Origin of the sequence: Runella salmonicolor (genome assembly GCF_024158025.1) — a bacterium.
Classification (GTDB): Bacteria; Bacteroidota; Bacteroidia; order Cytophagales; family Spirosomataceae; genus Runella; species Runella salmonicolor.
Genome location: NZ_JAMZEL010000006.1, coordinates 236,323 through 253,195, shown reverse-complemented (window position 1 = coordinate 253,195; position 16,873 = coordinate 236,323). Strand labels below are relative to the sequence as shown.

Sequence of the window (16,873 nt, the reverse complement as noted above, 5' to 3'; positions counted from 1 at the left end):
CAAAAAAGCGGCCAAAAAGCCGCTTTTTTTAATTTTATTTATGTTTTGGTTAAACTTTCTCCAATTCCACGCCCTTATCTCTCACCAGGCGAAACTCTCGAAACCGCCGAATAGTCGACATCATAAAACCGATGACCAAGACAATGGTTCCAATCCATAACACATTGATAAGCGGTTTTTCGACGGCTTTCATCACAATATAGTCGCGTTGTTTGGAGTTGACGGCAAAACTGAACGTGCCCGTTTTGGGGTCAATCTCCATAAATTGAACACGTAAACCCAAATCTTCATTTACCTCGGGCTTGCGCATCACCATACGCTCTTGATTAATGGCAAAAGTTGGCGTAATATAGTATTCACGCTCTTTATCCAATATCTTAATTTGCGCTTTTACTGCCACGTCGTTGGGCGTAAGCGCTATTCCTTCTACCTTATCGGTACGGCCTACGCTTTCGAGTACAGCCACAAAATCGTTGACAAAGAAGGTATCCTGCATCGCTACGCGGAAGTTTTCAGTGGGCGACCACTCTTCTGCTTTCTTGGGGTCACTTCCTACCGTTACGTACGAATACAGGTCTTTATTAAGCTCGCGTTTAATATCGGGCGATGTCACTAATCCCATTTTTTCGTTGAACTGCACCCGTGGATACAACGTTGCAATACGGCCGTTGGGCTCGCGGTATTCAACTTCGTAATGCGCGTTTTCGGCGTAAACCGCCACTGTGTCGCCTTTTTTGTGGTAGGTTTTTTCGCCGATGGTAATGTCACGCAAACAAACCGCGTGGAAATCACCTTCAATTACATCTACCCAAGTATTAGGAACAAACTCAGGCACATCACGGATTTCGATGCGAGGCCCACGATAAGTCAGCAAATAATCGCCCATACGCGTCGGTTGGCCAAGCCACAAGAGGACATTTTCTTTATTTTCTTTGTTATCCTCCTTCGTAAAATAATCATCTTTTGAAATCAATAAGCCCGACGCATTCAGCGACACCACTTTCTGATAGCCCGATGACCACAAAATACCAATCAGCATCAACGCCACTCCAATGTGGGTGATAGACCCGCCCGATACGCGATAACTACCGCGTAAAACACCAATAATGATGGTAATGTTGGAGACCAAAGCAAACACCGCCGCCGTTAACAAAGCGATATAAGGCAGCTTATTGATACCTCCAAATGTAATCAACAAAGCACTGATAAACAGCGAAATCCATACAGGAGTAAGCAAGTCTTGCATTTTTCCTTTCTGCACCCGCTTCCACCAAAAATACTGGCCAATACCCGACAGGATGGTAATCACGGCAAAAAACCAAAGCTGAAACTTGGTATAATACGAGATAGCATCCGTGGGAGGAGCCAATTTAGAAACTCCGCCAAAAGCCTGCACAATGCTGTTCCAAACGGGAATAGAAGTCGGAATAATGACCTGAAAACTCGCCAAACACAGCACCGTAGCCCCCATAAAAAGCCAAAATTCACGCGAGTAAGTTGATACTTCGTCTTTGTCGGAAGGCATGAGTTTCCACACCCGAACGGTCAATATAGTTGCTACAATAATAAAGGCAAACAGATACAGTAGTAACTGCCCCGAAAGCCCCAAATCAGTAAACGAGTGAACGGAGGCATTGCCCAAAATCCCGCTACGCGTGAGGAAAGTAGAATAAAGAATCAGAATAAACTGCGCAATAATCAGAATGACCGAGGTCTTGAGTGCGGTAGCGTTTTTCTTAGCAATAATCATCGTATGTAAGGCCGCAATCACGATGAGCCAAGGCACGTAAACGGCATTTTCAACGGGGTCCCAACTCCAATAGCTATTGAAGCTCAGCGTCTCGTAGGCCCAATAGCCGCCCATCAAAATACCGACCCCAAGAATAACACCCGTCAGCAACGTCCAAGGCAAGGCAGGCCGCAACCATTCCACCACTTGCTTACGCCAAAGGCCCGCCATCAGATACGCAAAAGGCACCAAGGTGAGGGCAAAGCCCAAAAACAAAGTAGGTGGGTGAATTACCATCCAATAGTTTTGCAGCAACGGATTGAGGCCGTTTCCGTCTTTTGGCACAAAATCAGGATTGAGTTGTAAAAACGGAGCGCCAGGGTTGGCTTCGGCAATGGTCAAGAAGGGCGTACTCCCTATTTTAAAATCCAATCCTGGAATGATAACACCCAGAATCATAGAAGTTAAAAAAGCCTGTACCAACGCATAAACCGTCATCATGGGCGCTTCCCAAAGCTTATTGGTGCGAATCAGAATCACGCCCAAAACTGCTTGCCAAAACATCCAGAGCATAAAGCTGCCTTCCTGTCCTTCCCAAAAGCAAGACAGCATATAATACCACGGAAGCGCCCTAGATGAGTGGCTCCACGCATAGTGGTATTCAAAATGATGGCCGTAAATAATGACATACAGCGTGGCACACACACCGATAACGGCCGCTGCGTGAATATAAAAAGCACCTCTAGCGAAGCGCTTCCAGGTTTCTACCTGTAGGTTATCAGTCGATAAAAGAGTGGCTCGTAAATACGCATACGTAGCGACCAACGACGTTACGAAGGAAAAAATTACGAGAAGGTGTCCTAAATTTCCGAGAGTCATGAGTTGGGTTGTTGGACAAAAAATGCCAGTCGGTATATCTCAACCGCCGTCATTTTTTGTCTATGAATTATATTTTCTCCGCCGTAGCTTCCTTAAAATCAGGCGCTTCGTTGGTGTATTTTGAAGGACATTTCATCAGAATCTTATTGCATTCAAAATAATCTTTCTGCATCCGTCCAATCACCACTACCTGCTCCGATTTATCAAAATCCTGCGGTTTAGGACTCAGATAAACGACTTTTTTAACAATTTTGTTGGTATCGACCAGCATAAATTCAAAGCGATTGGCATCCATGACGGGGTCGTATTTCATGCCCACGATTTGCCCGTTGGCATCTTTGGTCAATTTCCCCACCACGTGCACCTCCGAGGTTTCTCCTTCCTTAGCCAGTTCTTCAGCTTCCGTGAAGTTTGAGTATGTACTTGCACTGCCATAGGTGGACACGATGATTCCGATGGCAATGGCAATGACGATTAATCCGAAAATGTGTATTTTTTTCATTGTTGTACTGATTTTTGATTCTACCAAAGGCGTGTTACGCCATACTCTTCAAAAAGTTTTTCTTTTGTAATAACGGTTAATTGTTCACTTAAAGCCTGTGCGATTAAAGTGCGGTCGAATGGGTCGCGGTGGTGAAATGGAAGTTCTGAGAGTTTTACAGTATGAATGAAATCAACTGGAAGAATGATAAATCCTTCACTAATTACTGTTTCAAAATATTTAACAAAAGATGTCGTCAGTTCTAAGTTCCCCAAGCTGACTTTAATAGCCATTTCCCAAAAACTTGCCATGCTTACAAAGTTTTGATTCGATGTTTCGATAGCTTCTCTAACCGATTTAGGAAGGTTATTATCCCCCTCTACAAACCATATTAAAACATGAGTATCCAATAAAAACGGCATAAATCAACTACATATATTCTTTAAAATCATCAATTGGATCGTCGAAATTAGGCTTCATAATTACCATTCCTTTCCCACTTCCAAATTTCGGTTTCTTCCGCGTTATCGGGGGTTCTTTTTTTAATAAAAACTCCACAAAATCCTCTACTTCAGCCTGCTTTTCTGGTGGCAGCTTTTCGATTTTTGCTACTAAGTCTAAGATGCTCATTTCTTCAATTGTTTTTCAAGCTTCGACACTTTCCTGTCTATATTCACCAGAAACGCAATAATTCCTGCAAAAATCACCGAAATTACCGCTACAACGACCCAAATCTTGCCGTCGGCCCGCATTTGGTCGGCCATCGCTACTTCCTCAACAACAGATTGTTGGGCAAAGAGGTTTACATTCGTAACCAGTGTAAAAAGAAAAAAATAAAATATAGTTCTCATCGGTTTATCAAGTTGTGAATGGTTAATCATTTGAAGTCAACGCCCGTACCCGAATGCGCAGCGTAGCAATCCAAGTTCCGAGCAACATCCAACCAATAATGATGGGATAAAATACCCGTCGCATTTGATTGTCCATGTCGTATTCGCCAAAGGCTGGATTACCGCCGTTGCCCGGGTGGAGCGAATCGGTCATACGGGGTAGGATGTAAATCAGCGGAATAAAAACCGCAAAGGCAAAAATGTTGTATACGGCCGAAATTCGGGCTTTTTTTTGCTCATCTTCCAGCGAGCTTCTCAGCACGGTATATGCAAAATACATCAACATACTGATGGCCACACTGTTTAGTTTGGGGTCGTTGGGCCACCAGTCTCCCCAAGTTACGCGTGCCCAAAGCGAACCCGTAGCACAACCGAGTGCGCCAAAAAGCAACGCAACGTTGGTAAATTCTACGGCTTTAATATCATCGGTCAGGTTATTTGAACGCAGGTAACGAATAGAATAAATAGCCGAGGTAAGCAAAAACAGCGTCGTTGCAAACCACAGAGAGACGTGAAAGTACACGTTTCGAATACTTTCGTTCAAAATATTGCGACGAGGTACCTCGCCCATCAAGCCAAAATAAAACCCGTACGTCAACAAAACAACGGCCAGTACTTTCCACCAGTTATTTTTCATAGTTTATGCGCTGAATGAACGATGTTTTAACATCAGCATTCCTTCTGTTTTTATTATTTTAAAAGTTCTTAAAACAGCCGTCATAATTAACTTCTCCACAAATACGGAAACAAAATTAATGACAAACTGACTACAATCGCATCCAATGCTAACAATACCACGATTTCTTCGCTGCTGACACTCCGGTCTAAGCCTTCAAGGGCATTTTTGGCTAATTTCATGACCATCAACAACATTGGGATAATGGCAGGAAAACTCAGAATGGACATCAACGCGGCATTGTTTTCTGCCTTCGACGCAATGCCCGCTACCATCGTAAGCGTAGAGGCAAACCCAATACCTGCCAATACAATGGTAAGCAGATACATCGGTATATCTCCTACTGGATTTCCCATTACAAACGCATAAAATCCAAAACCCGCCAACGATAAAACAATCATAAGCCCCGAATTGTACAGGATTTTGGAAAGAATAATGCCCCGTGGGCTCGCCAGCGTGTAGTAATAGAGCAATCGACCCGCGCGCTCCTGCGTAAAGCTTTTAGAAATAGCACTCACCGCCGTAAAAAGCACAATAATCCAGAAAAGCGTATTCCAAGTGAGCGGATTGAGTTGATTGGATTTGAGCCGAAAGCTCAAATAACACACAAAAACAGTGCTTACAATGTACAGCAACATGCCGTTGAGGGCATAGCGTTGCCGCCATTCCAGCGTAATTTCCTTTCCAATCAGGGTGCGAAGTTCTTGCATTGGTGTTAGTTACAACGTCACTATCATAGTGATAGGTCGTTGGCGCGTCAAAATTACGACACAAACCAACGCGTTGTACTGAGGGAAGTCATTAGTTTTTAATTTTTATCAGGCCAGTACCTGTTTCGTACGTTTCCACCAAAGTAAATATCCCAATGAGACCACCGCCAAGACCGCCGAAATAAAAAAAGCAAAGGGCATATTATGCACATCTCCTTGGTACCACCAGCCTGACCACCAAGCCCCTACACCAATACCCGCTTCCAACGCAATGTACATTGTAGCAAGGGCACGACCTCTATAATCTGGATGGCTCAAATCAATGGCCCAAGCAGTCAGCGTTGGCGTATTCAATCCCCACGAAAAGCCGAAAAGAATTGCGGCGGCCCAAAAACCCAACGGCGATTGGGTCAAACCCAAAATGGTCATGCCAATCGCTAAAATTACAGTAGAGATAATCAGGACGGGCACTCGCCCGTGAATGTCGGACGACTTGCTCGCAAACACCCGAATCAACAAAGACGCCACCGTATAGACGGTAAAAAACAGTCCTTTGTTGGCTACGCCCAAGGTTTTGCTCATATCGGGCACGAGGGTTAAAATAACCCCCGACGAAAACGAAACACAAAACATCACGATAAACACACTCAATACCCTCGGCTCAAAAATATCGCGACGAGAAATTTTAAACAGCTTCAAACTAAACGGCTGTTTGTCAACAAGCGTCTCTTTCATGTTGACCAATATCAGAATTGAAATCAGCGCAAACGCCGACGCTACGTAAAACATAGGATTGATGCCAAACCACAACGTCAGATAACTACCGATGGAGGGGCCGATGGACATCCCCGTAGCCGTAAAAATTCCCAGCATTCCAGCTGCTTCGCCCCGGCGATTTTCGGGAATAATGTCGGCCACGTAGGCCGCCGTCGCCGTAGGTTTAGTTCCCGTTGAAAAACCGTGTAAAAACCGCAACAACAGAAAACCCCATACTACATGCACAAAGGGATAAAACAAACTACACACGCAACACACCAGCGACCCAAAGGCCATCACTGGTACCCGCCCGACGGTGTCGGTGAGTTTGCCACTGAAAGGCCGCGACAGGCCAGCAGTGAGTGTAAAAAGTGCAATGATAAGACCAATGTGCTCCTTGCCGCCCATGGCAGTCAGGTAATCGGGCAATTCAGGAATCATCATCTGAAAACTTGCCGAAAACAGAAAGTTACTGATGCAAAGAAGCCAAAACTGAAGGTTGTACATAACGAAAATAACGGTGGAGAATGAAAAAAGAAAGGACTGAAAGACGCTTTTGGGGTATCTTTCAGTCCTTTCTCATGTTTTATTAATGATTGTTTATCTTATTTCGAAAACAGTTTCGGGCAAATCTTCCGTGTTGACGTACAGGTCTGACAGCGGCAGTTCCATCCCGATGGTTTCTAAACAGAGTAATGATTCCAATGATTTTCCTTCAAATACCAATGACCAAATTCCCTCGTTGCTTTTTCGCCACAACTCCGCCCAAACTCGGCGGGAATCGATCAAAAGATATTCTCTAAACGTTGGAATATCACGGAAAAGTTCAAATTTTTCGCCCCTGTCGTAGTTAGCGGTACTTTGTGCCAGCACTTCGACAATCAATACAGGGTTGGTCAAACTGTTGGTTTGAACGTCTGAAAACTCTGGTTTTCCGCAAACCACCACTAAATCAGGGTACGTATACAATCCATTGGAAGGGATAAACACCCGTTGATCACTTGAAAACGAACGGCAACCTTTTCTTTTCTTAAAATGAGCGTGCAGTTCTCCCGAAAGATTCTCCCGGATGGCATTATGTGCCGGTTTGCCACCTGCCATGGCTTCGGGGGTATCTCCTTCAAAATCACCCATCGGGTAGATATGTCCGTTGAAGTACTCGCTTTTGTAGGCGGCTTGCTCCTCCAGTTCCAGGTATTCTTCGGGGGTATAGTATTTTTTGGGTAATGCCGTCATTTGCCTGAAGTTAACAGTACAAAAATACAGAAAAAGTTAAAAATTTTATACCTAAGAAAATTTGGTATATAGAAATCTCATGTATATTTGCGGCATGCAACAACAAACCTACCTCAAAGGCTGCCTGAGTGCCATCGTACTGCAATTATTGCAGGACAACAAGCGTATGTACGGCTACGAAATCACGCAACGAGTGCGAGAAATCACAGCGGGAGAACTCCAACTCACCGAGGGGGCCCTTTACCCTACCCTGCATAAACTGGAAGCCGAAGGCGTATTGACCACCGAAAATGCGTTGGTAGACGGTCGTAACCGAAAATATTATAAACTCACCGAAAACGGCCACCAACAGGCCCAAAGTGCCGTGTCGGAATTGACCGATTTTGTGTCTAACCTTCAAAAAATCTTACACCTAAAACCTTCAATCGGATGAAGCTAACAACCGAACAGCTTGACCTAATAAGCAAGGAAATCATCGCAGGCGGCATCAAATACCAAGACCTGTACGAAGAACTGTTGGACCATTATATTTTGGCTATCGAAGATCGTGTAGAACAAGGGCAGACGTTTGGAGAAGCGTTTGGGGAGGTGCATTCCGAATTTGTAAACTACAAATTACATTTGGGGTCTTTGAGCTATTATGATTCCCGAAAATTCACAACAGTTCAGAAAGCCAATTTTGGATTGGCAAGACTTCAATCCGAATACGAAGAAAAGCTTAACAAAGAAATTACTAAAAGACATTGGGAAATAATAAAAAGTTATTTTCGCTGGCCTACGATTGTCACCACGCTTTTGGTAGGATTACTTACGTTTCAATTTGCCTATTTGGTGCCACGTACATTTTTTATCTGGGTCATTTCAGCATGTGTTTTCTTTCCCCTTTTAATAGTACTGCCTCAAATAGCCAAGCAAATTTGGGGATATGGATTTGGAAAGCAAAAGTTCGTTAACTCACTCAAATGCAATGCCATCTATACACGGCTTGGGTTCTTGTTTGCCTTAGTTAACATTATGCTGAACTTGCCTCGTGCTTTTTTTGATTACAACGTTTTCAAAGAAGGCCCACTCTTCATTATAGCCTTTTTACTGTGCTTTTACATCGCCTATTCCCTCAGCTTTTACCAACTCTACCGCGAGCGGTTTAAAGTAACTATGGCGTAAAAAAACAACCACAAAGAACCCAAAGAAGACACCGCTGCGGCGGGCCGCTAAGTTCACAATGCTTTGTGTCCTTTGCGTTATTCTTCGTGTTCTTTGTGGTTAAAGAACTTTTATACTTTAAATCAATTCCAATATCCGCTGCTCCGACACGGCATAGCCGATCTTGGCTTTCAACTCGCTAATGTGCACGCGCTCCTGCTCCATGCTGTCGCGGTGGCGGATGGTGACAGTATCGTCTTCCAAGGTCTGATAATCGACCGCAATGCAGAAAGGCGTACCGATGAGGTCCTGACGGGTATAGCGCTTACCGATGGCATCGCGCTCTTCGTAAAACACGCGGAACTCGCCCCGGAGTGCTTTGACGATTTCTTCGGCTTTTTCGGGCAGACCGTCTTTTTTCACCAACGGAAAAATCGCCGCTTTGAAAGGAGCCAGCGCCGGATGCAGTTTCAGCACTGTACGCTCTTTTTGGGCATCGCCCTCTCCTACCGTTTCTTTGGTAAAGGCATTGCAGAATACCGCCAAAAACAGACGGTCAGCTCCTACCGACGTTTCAACCACGTACGGGATGTAGTTTCCGAAAGGCTTACCATTTTCGTCGAGGTCGTTATCAAAATACTGTTGTTTCTTTTTGGACAGTTCTTGGTGGTTTTTCAGGTCAAAATCCGTGCGTGAGTGAATCCCTTCAATCTCGCGGAAACCAAACGGGAACTGATACTCAATATCCACGGCGGCGTTGGCGTAGTGGGCGAGTTTTTCGTGAATGTGGAATTTCAATTTTTCGGCAGGAAGTCCCACGGCTTGATGAAATTTCAAACGGGTATCGCGCCATTTTTCATACCATTCCATTTCAGTACCAGGGCGCACAAAAAACTGCATTTCCATTTGTTCAAACTCCCGCATCCGAAACGTAAACTGCCGCGCAACAATCTCATTCCGAAAGGCTTTTCCGATTTGGGCAATGCCAAACGGAATCTTCATCCGACCTGATTTTTGTACGTTCAGGAAGTTTACAAAAATTCCCTGCGCCGTTTCAGGACGCAGATAAATCAAGTTTGAATCTTCGGCCACGGAGCCTACCTGCGTGCTGAACATCAGGTTGAACTGACGCACTTCGGTCCAGTTGGTAGTACCCGAAATCGGGCACTTGATGCCTTCGGCAATGATGAGTTCACGAACGGCCTCAAGGTCGTTATCGCCCAACAAACGGCCCATTTCATTCAACAGCGCCTGCGCTTTTTCGGGTTGTCCGTCGGCCGCATATTGCTCCGCTTTGCCTTCGAGCAATTGGTCGGCACGATAGCGTTTTTTGGAATCTTTGTTGTCGATCATCGGGTCGTTGAAGCCGTCTACGTGTCCAGAGGCTTTCCACGTAAGCGGGTGCATGAAAATCGCCGCGTCGATGCCCACGATTGGTCCGCCGCTGCGGTTGTCGTTGAGCTGGGTCATGGCTTTCCACCAGATATTTTTGAGGTTATTTTTCAGTTCTACGCCGTTTTGACCGTAGTCATAAACTGCTTGTAGACCGTCGTAAATCTCAGAAGAAGGAAATACAAATCCGTATTCTTTGGCGTGCGCCACAATGTCCTGTAAAGAAGTAGCCGGTGCTTGACTCATGGGTACGTTATTCGTTTGTTATCTATTGTTCAAGATGATATAAGCGCGCAAAATTAGGGAATTTGTGACGTAATGATGCAATGTAAGTCAAAAAGCCGCTAGACAAGCTTCTAATTCTCTATGCTAAAACGCCTTCTCTACTTAATTCGCGATGAATTTGGCCTTTCACGCAGTCAGGCGCGGGGATTTTTGGTGGTTGCGGTTATGATGGTTTTGTGTTGGTTTGGGCCGTTGACCTACGACCGTTTTACGTCCGAAGAATCGACCGTCATTCCCGAAACTGATAGCCGAAAAGCCGACAGTTTGCTGGCTATTTTAGAAAAGATACAACCCGAAAAACCCTATTATACAAAGTCAAATCGCGCTGAATATTCCACAAAAGAAATAGAAGAAAACCCAGAACAGCCGCTGTCGTTGTTTTATTTTGACCCTAATACCGCTTCTGCTACGCAATTTGAAGAGTTAGGGATGCCAAAATTCATTGCCGAAAGGATTATAAAATACCGCACCAAAGGCGGGCAATTTCGAAAAAAAGAAGATTTACAGAAAATTTACGGCTTGGCTCCTGCTTTGTACGAACGTCTCGAACCCTATATCAATATTCCCGAAAAAAAACCATTTGCTGCTACCTCAAATTCCCCAGCAGCGGAACCATCTTTTCCCCTTGCGGCTCCTAAACCTGCGTTTACAAAACCTGCATTGACGACTTTCGACATAAATACGGCCGATACAAGTCAGTTGATTCGTTTGAAAGGAATTGGGAGCAAACTCGCCGCTAGGATTGTGAAATTTCGGGATGGCTTGGGCGGCTTTGCTTCTACGACACAGTACACCGAAGTTTTCGGGCTGGATTCGTTGGCTCTGAGTGAGTTAAATCGTTTTGCGCAAGTACGTAGTTCTGTACAAAAAATCAGCATCAATACTGCTTCGCCAGAAGAATTGGACCGGCACCCCTACCTTTCCAGACGTCAATCTGAAATCATCGTGCGATACCGTGAGCAGCATGGGGCTTACAAAACACCGCAAGATTTGCTGAATATCAAGATTTTGGACGAAAAGCTGGTCAATAAGATAGCGCCTTATCTAGCGTTTTAACAAAAAACCACGCTGAGATGCAGAGCAGCACCGTTTTTCTAGGTGGCTCCGCATCTCAGCGTGAGTATATTTTCAGGAGTTAATTCCTACCTAGAACTGCCGGTGATTTGACTCTTCGTAGAGGCGTTCTTCGGGCAAGTTTCTGAAGTAATCATACGTAATTCTTAAACCTTCTTCGCGGGACACTTTCGGTTCCCAACCCAACACCTTTCTTGCCAACGTAATATCTGGCTGACGTTGCTTGGGATCATCTTGCGGAAGCGGCTTGTAGATCACTTTCTGCGAAGTTCCCGTCAATTTGATGATTTCTTCGGCAAACTGCCCGATGGTAATCTCGGCAGGGTTGCCCACGTTGACTGGCATGGGGTGGTCGCTCAAGAGCAAACGATAAATCCCTTCCACCAAGTCGTCGACGTAGCAGAAAGAGCGCGTTTGCGAACCATCACCAAAAACCGTTAAATCTTCCCCGCGCAAAGCCTGACCGATGAACGCAGGCAATACCCGTCCGTCGTTTAGGCGCATACGGGGGCCGTAGGTGTTAAAAATCCGCACAATACGCGTTTCTACACCGTGGTGGCGGTGGTAGGCCATCGTTATTGCTTCCTGAAAACGCTTCGCTTCATCGTAGCAACCGCGCAATCCGACCGGATTTACGTGTCCCCAATATTCTTCATTTTGGGGGTGAACCAACGGGTCACCGTACACTTCTGAAGTAGAGGCAACCAAGATACGAGCACCTTTGGCTTTGGCCAGACCAAGGCAATTGTGCGTACCCAGCGAGCCTACTTTGAGGGTCTGAATCGGGATTTTTAAATAATCAATCGGGCTTGCCGGAGAGGCAAAATTGAGAATGTAATCCAAGTCGCCATCAATCACGATGTGCTTAGAAACATCATGATGAATGAATTCAAAATGAGGATTTGAACGCAAATGCTCGATATTGCGCAAATCGCCCGTGACGAGATTATCCATCCCGATGACATAATAGCCTTCCTTAATAAAACGGTCGGAAAGGTGTGACCCCAGAAATCCTGCTGCGCCGGTGATTAAAACTCTTTTCATTTATCAGTAAACATTTATCATTTAACAATTTTACCAGAACCACATCAAAAACATTTTGATAGGGTTTATTCGGGTGGTTTTAAGAATTGAGAACAGGATTTTAGCTAGTTCATCAGCATCGTTATAAATACTTTCAAAAGCCTTTTGCTCAATATAACCCGTATCTTTCAGTAAAGAAAGCCAATATTTCGTTTCTAGACATTCCTTGTAAGCAATCGACATTTTAGCAGAAAAATCTGATTTTGATATTGCCCCATTGGCCTCCGCAATATTTGCACCAATAGACGTACCACTTCTTAGTAACTGCTTTGATAAAATGAACTCTTTTTTATCTTAACTTAAAAACTGGTACGCTTTTACTACTCTAATAGCAAAAGCATACCCCTTTTCGTATGTTACATTATCTGATTTTGCCATTTAAATGCTCAATATTAATTGGTCAATGTTAAATGCCAACCGTTGCTCTTCCAATGGAATAATACGTAAATCCAAGTTCTTTCATTTGGTCGAGTTCGTACACGTTACGACCGTCAAAAATTACTTTACTCTTCATCAACAACGCCATTTTCTCAAATTCTGGCGTACGGAACTGCGGCCATTCCGTAAATATCATCAACGCATCGGCCTCGTCCAAAGCAGCGTAGGGCGTATGGGCGTACGTGATTTTGTTGCCCAATACGTAGTTGCGCACATTTTCCATTCCTTCGGGGTCGTACGCAATCACTTTGGCGCCTTGTTCGAGCAATATGCTGATATTTTCTAGGGCTGGTGCTTCGCGAATATCGTCAGTATATGGCTTAAATGACAATCCCCACACCGCAATGGTTTTGCCGGTCAAGTCTCCGTCAAAATGTTTTTTTACCAGCGGAATCATTTTGGTTTTTTGCGCCTCGTTGACTTCCATTACTGATTTCAACACTTTGAACTCGTAATTATATTCCTCCGACGTTTTGGCCAAGGCCTGAACATCTTTCGGGAAGCAGCTTCCACCGTACCCGATACCCGCAAACAGGAAGCGTTTTCCGATGCGGCTATCCGTTCCGATTCCTTTACGAACATTGTCTACATCAGCACCCGCCAATTCACAAAGGTTCGCAATTTCGTTCATAAACGTGATCTTCATCGCCAAGAAAGAATTGGCCGCATATTTGGTCATTTCAGCCGAGCGCTCATCCATAAAAATAACGGGGTTGCCTTGACGTACCAGCGGCGCGTATAACTTTTCCATTACTTTTTTAGCTCTTTCCGAACGCGTTCCTACCACCACCCGGTCGGGCTTCATAAAATCCTCCACCGCAACTCCTTCTCTCAAGAATTCAGGGTTGGAAACCACATCAAACTCTACTTTTGCATTTTTGGCAATGGCAGCGCTCACTTTTTCTGCGGTCCCGACGGGTACGGTACTTTTATCAACGATAACCGCATATTCTTCCATGATTTTTCCTAAATCATCGGCTACCTTTAAAATATATTTCAAATCGGCCGAGCCATCTTCACCGGGAGGCGTAGGCAATGCCAGAAAAATCACCTGTGCATCTTTGATTCCATCAGCCAGATTGGTTGTAAACTTCAACCGGCCTTCTGCCACGTTGCGATGGAAAAGCACGTCCAACCCAGGTTCATAAATCGGAATGATTCCGTTGTTCAGCTTTTCAACTTTTTTAATATCAATATCAACACAAGTCACTTGAATCCCTGTTTCCGAAAAACAAGTTCCCGTTACAAGTCCTACGTATCCGGTTCCTACTACTGCTATTTTCATAAATCGCTGTTTGTTGGTTGTTATTTTATTCCGCTTTGGAATTCTATAAATTTAAGAAATCTAAAAATTGTATTTTTTTTAGCTTATAAAATCGCCTCAAAATTAGAAGAATTTTGGCAATCCCTCTAAATCAAACTCATATTTGTCTATGCATCATTGATTTTACGGCAAACACCCAATTTTTTCAAGAAATAATATTACCTAAAAATTCGTTGTTAAGACAAATTTTCTTTGCCTTTTTACTCTTAGCTTCCAAATACCTTTGAACTGTTATTCAATCCACACCAAATCCAAAATCGGGCCAACCAACGAAATGCTAACCGGTTGTTGGCAGAATCATTGAGTAAGCATACATTAGAGAAACGGAATCAACAACTATACCTTTCACTTGATACGACTATGATGGCAGAAATTGCAGAAAACCAAGAATTGATTGCACAGTCAGTCCGCGATTTTGCAGCGCGTCTGATTCAACCTCACGTTAGAGCTTGGGACGAAAGTCAGTATTTCCCCGTCGAAATTTTTCATCAGCTTGGGGCATTGGGCGTGATGGGCATATTGGTTCCTGAGTCTTACGGCGGCGCAGGATTGGGCTACCGCGAATACGTAACCGCCATTGTTGAATTGAGCAAAGTTGATCCTTCCATCGGCCTTTCGATGGCCGCCCATAACTCGCTCTGCACCAATCACATTTTAATGTTTGGCAACGAAACCCAAAAGCAGAACTACCTGCCAAAACTTGCTTCGGGCGAATGGATTGGCGCATGGGGCTTGACCGAACCCAACACGGGGTCGGATGCTGGAAATATGCGAACCGTTGCCGTCAAAGACGGAGAATATTGGGTATTGAATGGCGCAAAAAACTTCATTACCCACGGCAAAAGCGGCAATGTAGCCGTCGTGATTGCGCGGACAGGTGCGCCAGGCGATAAACGAGGAGCGACGGCTTTTATTATCGAACGAAATACGCCAGGATTTTCGGCTGGCAAAAAAGAAGATAAACTCGGCATGAGGGCTTCCGAAACGGCAGAACTGATTTTTCAGGATTGTCGGATTCACGAAAGTCAGGTGTTGGGGGAAGTGGGAGAAGGGTTTATTCAATCACTGAAAATATTGGATGGTGGACGCATTTCCATTGCCGCGTTGAGTTTAGGAACCGCCATCGGTGCCTACGAAGCTGCTTTGGCGTATTCCAAAGAACGCCATCAGTTTGGAAAAGCGATTTCACAGTTTCAGGCCATTGCGTTTAAATTGGCCGATATGTTCACCGAAATTGAAGCCGCTAAATTACTGGTTTACGACGCTGCCGACCGCAAAGACCGGGGCGAAACCGTTACGCTGCAAAGTGCAACGGCCAAATATTACGCTTCTGAAGTATCAGTACGCGTAGCCAACGAAGCAGTGCAGATTTTCGGTGGATACGGTTTTACGAAAGACTATCCCGTAGAGAAATTTTACCGCGACTGCAAACTGTGCACCATCGGCGAAGGAACGAGCGAAATTCAAAAACTGGTTATTTCAAGAGAAATTTTGAAATAACATCCGTAGGGGCAGGCCTTGCGTCTGCCCAAAAGCGCCCGATATGTCTGCCCGAAAGTGCAAACACCTCTGCAGGGCAACGGACCTAAGTAAAATTCCAATCTTTACAAAAAAGGGCGGCACAAAAAAAGGGCGGAGGTAAACCCCGCCCCTACGATTTGTATTTAAACCTTATTCAGGTTTTCCGTCATCGGCGATGTTTGGCTCAAGGGTATCGATGAGCGCATTTTCATCTTCGTTGACTTTGGCCCGGATTTTAGCTTCCAGTTCTTCCGTCAATTCAGGATTGTCTTTCAGCAATTGTTTTACGGCATCACGGCCTTGCGATAGGCGGTTGCCGTCGTAGCTGAACCATGAACCTGATTTTTTCACAATCTCCAACTCCACCGCCAAGTCGATGATTTCACCCACTTTGGATATTCCTTCTCCGTACATGATGTCAAATTCGATAACCTTAAACGGCGGTGCCAATTTATTTTTCACCACTTTCACTTTGGTACGGTTACCCGTGATGTTGTCGGCGCTTTCTTTGATTTGACCGATACGACGAATATCCAAACGAACCGAAGCGTAGTATTTGAGGGCGTTACCACCCGTGGTGGTTTCGGGACTACCAAACATAACGCCGATTTTATCGCGCAACTGGTTGATAAAGATACAGCAGCAATTGGTACGGTTGATTACCCCCGTCAATTTACGCAAAGCCTGCGACATCAAACGGGCCTGTAAACCCATCTTGCTGTCACCCATTTCACCTTCGATTTCAGCCTTTGGTACAAGGGCCGCCACGGAGTCAATCACGATAATGTCAATGGCCCCCGAAGAAATCAAATGTTCGGCAATTTCGAGTGCTTGCTCCCCGTTGTCGGGCTGTGAAATCAATAAATTTTGGGTGTCAATCCCTAATTTTTGGGCATAACTGCGGTCAAAAGCGTGCTCGGCATCAATAAAGGCGGCCAATCCGCCTGCTTTCTGCGCTTCGGCAATGCAGTGCATGGCAAGGGTGGTCTTTCCTGATGACTCAGGACCATAGATTTCCACGACCCGGCCGCGTGGCAATCCGCCAATTCCTAACGCTAAGTCCAACCCAACGGAACCCGTTGAAATGACTTCTACGTCCATTACTTTTTTGTCACTCAGACGCATGACTGTGCCTTTTCCGTAGGCTTTATCTAGCTTCTCAAGTGTTGTTTGCAAGGCTTTAAATTTCTGCTCTTTGTTGTCTGCCATTGGATTAAATTGTTGCTTTACAGCTAATTGTAAATGTTAAAATTATC

General features: G+C 44.8%; 18 protein-coding genes. 4 read left to right on the top strand and 14 right to left on the bottom strand.

Annotated features, from left to right (window positions below; translation table 11 throughout):
* Nucleotides 1–49: 49 nt before the first annotated feature.
* The 9 genes from ccsA (NCI00_RS16365) to NCI00_RS16325 all read right to left on the bottom strand — a co-directional run bounded on the left by ccsA (NCI00_RS16365) (nt 50) and on the right by NCI00_RS16325 (nt 7,357).
* Nucleotides 50–2,608, bottom strand: coding sequence for a cytochrome c biogenesis protein CcsA (gene ccsA / locus NCI00_RS16365; RefSeq protein ID WP_253529239.1), 2,559 nt, complete (start codon nt 2,606–2,608; stop codon nt 50–52).
* A gap of 67 nt (nt 2,609–2,675) precedes the next feature.
* On the bottom strand, nt 2,676–3,110 hold the full coding sequence (locus NCI00_RS16360; protein ID WP_166561179.1) for a cytochrome c maturation protein CcmE domain-containing protein: 435 nt from the start codon (nt 3,108–3,110) through the stop codon (nt 2,676–2,678).
* A 20-nt stretch (nt 3,111–3,130) separates the two neighbouring features.
* On the bottom strand, nt 3,131–3,511 hold the full coding sequence (locus tag NCI00_RS16355; protein ID WP_253529237.1) for a type II toxin-antitoxin system VapC family toxin: 381 nt from the start codon (nt 3,509–3,511) through the stop codon (nt 3,131–3,133).
* A gap of 7 nt (nt 3,512–3,518) precedes the next feature.
* Nucleotides 3,519–3,719: a type II toxin-antitoxin system VapB family antitoxin gene (vapB, locus tag NCI00_RS16350; RefSeq protein ID WP_253529236.1), complete on the bottom strand. Its 201-nt coding sequence runs from the start codon at nt 3,717–3,719 to the stop codon at nt 3,519–3,521.
* A complete protein-coding gene (locus NCI00_RS16345; RefSeq protein WP_114070227.1) occupies nt 3,716–3,940 on the bottom strand; it encodes a CcmD family protein in 225 nt (74 codons plus the stop codon). The genes vapB and NCI00_RS16345 overlap by 4 nt, the downstream gene beginning before the upstream one ends.
* A gap of 22 nt (nt 3,941–3,962) precedes the next feature.
* Nucleotides 3,963–4,616, bottom strand: a complete 654-nt coding sequence (ccsA, locus tag NCI00_RS16340; RefSeq protein ID WP_166561175.1) for a cytochrome c biogenesis protein — start codon at nt 4,614–4,616, stop codon at nt 3,963–3,965.
* A gap of 86 nt (nt 4,617–4,702) precedes the next feature.
* Nucleotides 4,703–5,365 (bottom strand): heme exporter protein CcmB, encoded by a 663-nt coding sequence (locus NCI00_RS16335; protein WP_253529235.1) that lies wholly within the window; start codon nt 5,363–5,365, stop codon nt 4,703–4,705.
* Between the two features lie 108 nt (nt 5,366–5,473).
* The gene (locus tag NCI00_RS16330; protein WP_253529234.1) at nt 5,474–6,628 is read right to left on the bottom strand and encodes an MFS transporter; all 1,155 of its coding nucleotides are present in this window, start codon (nt 6,626–6,628) and stop codon (nt 5,474–5,476) included.
* A 93-nt stretch (nt 6,629–6,721) separates the two neighbouring features.
* Nucleotides 6,722–7,357 carry a Uma2 family endonuclease gene (locus NCI00_RS16325; protein WP_253529233.1) on the bottom strand — a complete coding sequence of 212 codons (636 nt, stop codon included), beginning with the start codon at nt 7,355–7,357 and terminating at the stop codon, nt 6,722–6,724.
* Nucleotides 7,358–7,451: 94 nt separating this feature from the next.
* Between NCI00_RS16325 and NCI00_RS16320 the strand changes: the two genes are divergently transcribed.
* A complete protein-coding gene (locus tag NCI00_RS16320) occupies nt 7,452–7,790 on the top strand; it encodes a PadR family transcriptional regulator (RefSeq protein WP_253529232.1) in 339 nt (112 codons plus the stop codon).
* Nucleotides 7,787–8,521 (top strand): hypothetical protein, encoded by a 735-nt coding sequence (locus tag NCI00_RS16315; RefSeq protein ID WP_253529230.1) that lies wholly within the window; start codon nt 7,787–7,789, stop codon nt 8,519–8,521. Before NCI00_RS16320 ends, NCI00_RS16315 begins: the two co-directional genes overlap by 4 nt.
* A gap of 117 nt (nt 8,522–8,638) precedes the next feature.
* On the opposite strand, the gene NCI00_RS16310 is transcribed toward NCI00_RS16315, so the two are convergent.
* Nucleotides 8,639–10,138 (bottom strand): glycine--tRNA ligase, encoded by a 1,500-nt coding sequence (locus NCI00_RS16310; RefSeq protein WP_166560560.1) that lies wholly within the window; start codon nt 10,136–10,138, stop codon nt 8,639–8,641.
* Nucleotides 10,139–10,258: 120 nt separating this feature from the next.
* Here NCI00_RS16310 and NCI00_RS16305 point away from each other — a divergent pair, with 120 nt between their 5' ends.
* Complete coding sequence (locus tag NCI00_RS16305) at nt 10,259–11,233, top strand: ComEA family DNA-binding protein (RefSeq protein ID WP_253529228.1); 975 nt, start codon at nt 10,259–10,261, stop codon at nt 11,231–11,233.
* 90 nt (nt 11,234–11,323) lie between these two features.
* Here the strand turns inward: NCI00_RS16305 and NCI00_RS16300 are convergent, their stop codons facing one another.
* The 3 genes from NCI00_RS16300 to NCI00_RS16290 form a co-directional block, all read right to left on the bottom strand.
* The gene (locus NCI00_RS16300) at nt 11,324–12,295 is read right to left on the bottom strand and encodes a UDP-glucuronic acid decarboxylase family protein (RefSeq protein ID WP_114066775.1); all 972 of its coding nucleotides are present in this window, start codon (nt 12,293–12,295) and stop codon (nt 11,324–11,326) included.
* Between the two features lie 30 nt (nt 12,296–12,325).
* Entirely contained in the window at nt 12,326–12,613 is a 288-nt protein-coding gene (locus NCI00_RS16295) for a four helix bundle protein (RefSeq protein ID WP_310586780.1), read from the bottom strand.
* A 127-nt stretch (nt 12,614–12,740) separates the two neighbouring features.
* The gene (locus NCI00_RS16290) at nt 12,741–14,057 is read right to left on the bottom strand and encodes a UDP-glucose dehydrogenase family protein (protein ID WP_253529226.1); all 1,317 of its coding nucleotides are present in this window, start codon (nt 14,055–14,057) and stop codon (nt 12,741–12,743) included.
* Nucleotides 14,058–14,456: 399 nt separating this feature from the next.
* Here NCI00_RS16290 and NCI00_RS16285 point away from each other — a divergent pair, with 399 nt between their 5' ends.
* Entirely contained in the window at nt 14,457–15,596 is a 1,140-nt protein-coding gene (locus NCI00_RS16285; protein ID WP_253529225.1) for an acyl-CoA dehydrogenase family protein, read from the top strand.
* A gap of 171 nt (nt 15,597–15,767) precedes the next feature.
* Here the strand turns inward: NCI00_RS16285 and recA are convergent, their stop codons facing one another.
* Nucleotides 15,768–16,826, bottom strand: a complete 1,059-nt coding sequence (gene recA / locus NCI00_RS16280; protein ID WP_114066778.1) for a recombinase RecA — start codon at nt 16,824–16,826, stop codon at nt 15,768–15,770.
* Nucleotides 16,827–16,873: the final 47 nt, after the last annotated feature.

Excerpts from the sequence above, each read along its gene's own strand:
- ccsA (WP_253529239.1), bottom strand. The coding sequence starts at position 2,608 with ATGACTCTCGGAAATTTAGGACACCTTCTCGTAATTTTTTCCTTCGTA.
- NCI00_RS16360 (WP_166561179.1), bottom strand. The coding sequence starts at position 3,110 with ATGAAAAAAATACACATTTTCGGATTAATCGTCATTGCCATTGCCATC.
- NCI00_RS16355 (WP_253529237.1), bottom strand. The coding sequence starts at position 3,511 with ATGCCGTTTTTATTGGATACTCATGTTTTAATATGGTTTGTAGAGGGG.
- vapB (WP_253529236.1), bottom strand. The coding sequence starts at position 3,719 with ATGAGCATCTTAGACTTAGTAGCAAAAATCGAAAAGCTGCCACCAGAA.
- NCI00_RS16345 (WP_114070227.1), bottom strand. The coding sequence starts at position 3,940 with ATGAGAACTATATTTTATTTTTTTCTTTTTACACTGGTTACGAATGTA.
- ccsA (WP_166561175.1), bottom strand. The coding sequence starts at position 4,616 with ATGAAAAATAACTGGTGGAAAGTACTGGCCGTTGTTTTGTTGACGTAC.
- NCI00_RS16335 (WP_253529235.1), bottom strand. The coding sequence starts at position 5,365 with ATGCAAGAACTTCGCACCCTGATTGGAAAGGAAATTACGCTGGAATGG.
- NCI00_RS16330 (WP_253529234.1), bottom strand. The coding sequence starts at position 6,628 with ATGTACAACCTTCAGTTTTGGCTTCTTTGCATCAGTAACTTTCTGTTT.
- NCI00_RS16325 (WP_253529233.1), bottom strand. The coding sequence starts at position 7,357 with ATGACGGCATTACCCAAAAAATACTATACCCCCGAAGAATACCTGGAA.
- NCI00_RS16320 (WP_253529232.1), top strand. The coding sequence starts at position 7,452 with ATGCAACAACAAACCTACCTCAAAGGCTGCCTGAGTGCCATCGTACTG.
- NCI00_RS16315 (WP_253529230.1), top strand. The coding sequence starts at position 7,787 with ATGAAGCTAACAACCGAACAGCTTGACCTAATAAGCAAGGAAATCATC.
- NCI00_RS16310 (WP_166560560.1), bottom strand. The coding sequence starts at position 10,138 with ATGAGTCAAGCACCGGCTACTTCTTTACAGGACATTGTGGCGCACGCC.
- NCI00_RS16305 (WP_253529228.1), top strand. The coding sequence starts at position 10,259 with ATGCTAAAACGCCTTCTCTACTTAATTCGCGATGAATTTGGCCTTTCA.
- NCI00_RS16300 (WP_114066775.1), bottom strand. The coding sequence starts at position 12,295 with ATGAAAAGAGTTTTAATCACCGGCGCAGCAGGATTTCTGGGGTCACAC.
- NCI00_RS16290 (WP_253529226.1), bottom strand. The coding sequence starts at position 14,057 with ATGAAAATAGCAGTAGTAGGAACCGGATACGTAGGACTTGTAACGGGA.
- NCI00_RS16285 (WP_253529225.1), top strand. The coding sequence starts at position 14,457 with ATGATGGCAGAAATTGCAGAAAACCAAGAATTGATTGCACAGTCAGTC.
- recA (WP_114066778.1), bottom strand. The coding sequence starts at position 16,826 with ATGGCAGACAACAAAGAGCAGAAATTTAAAGCCTTGCAAACAACACTT.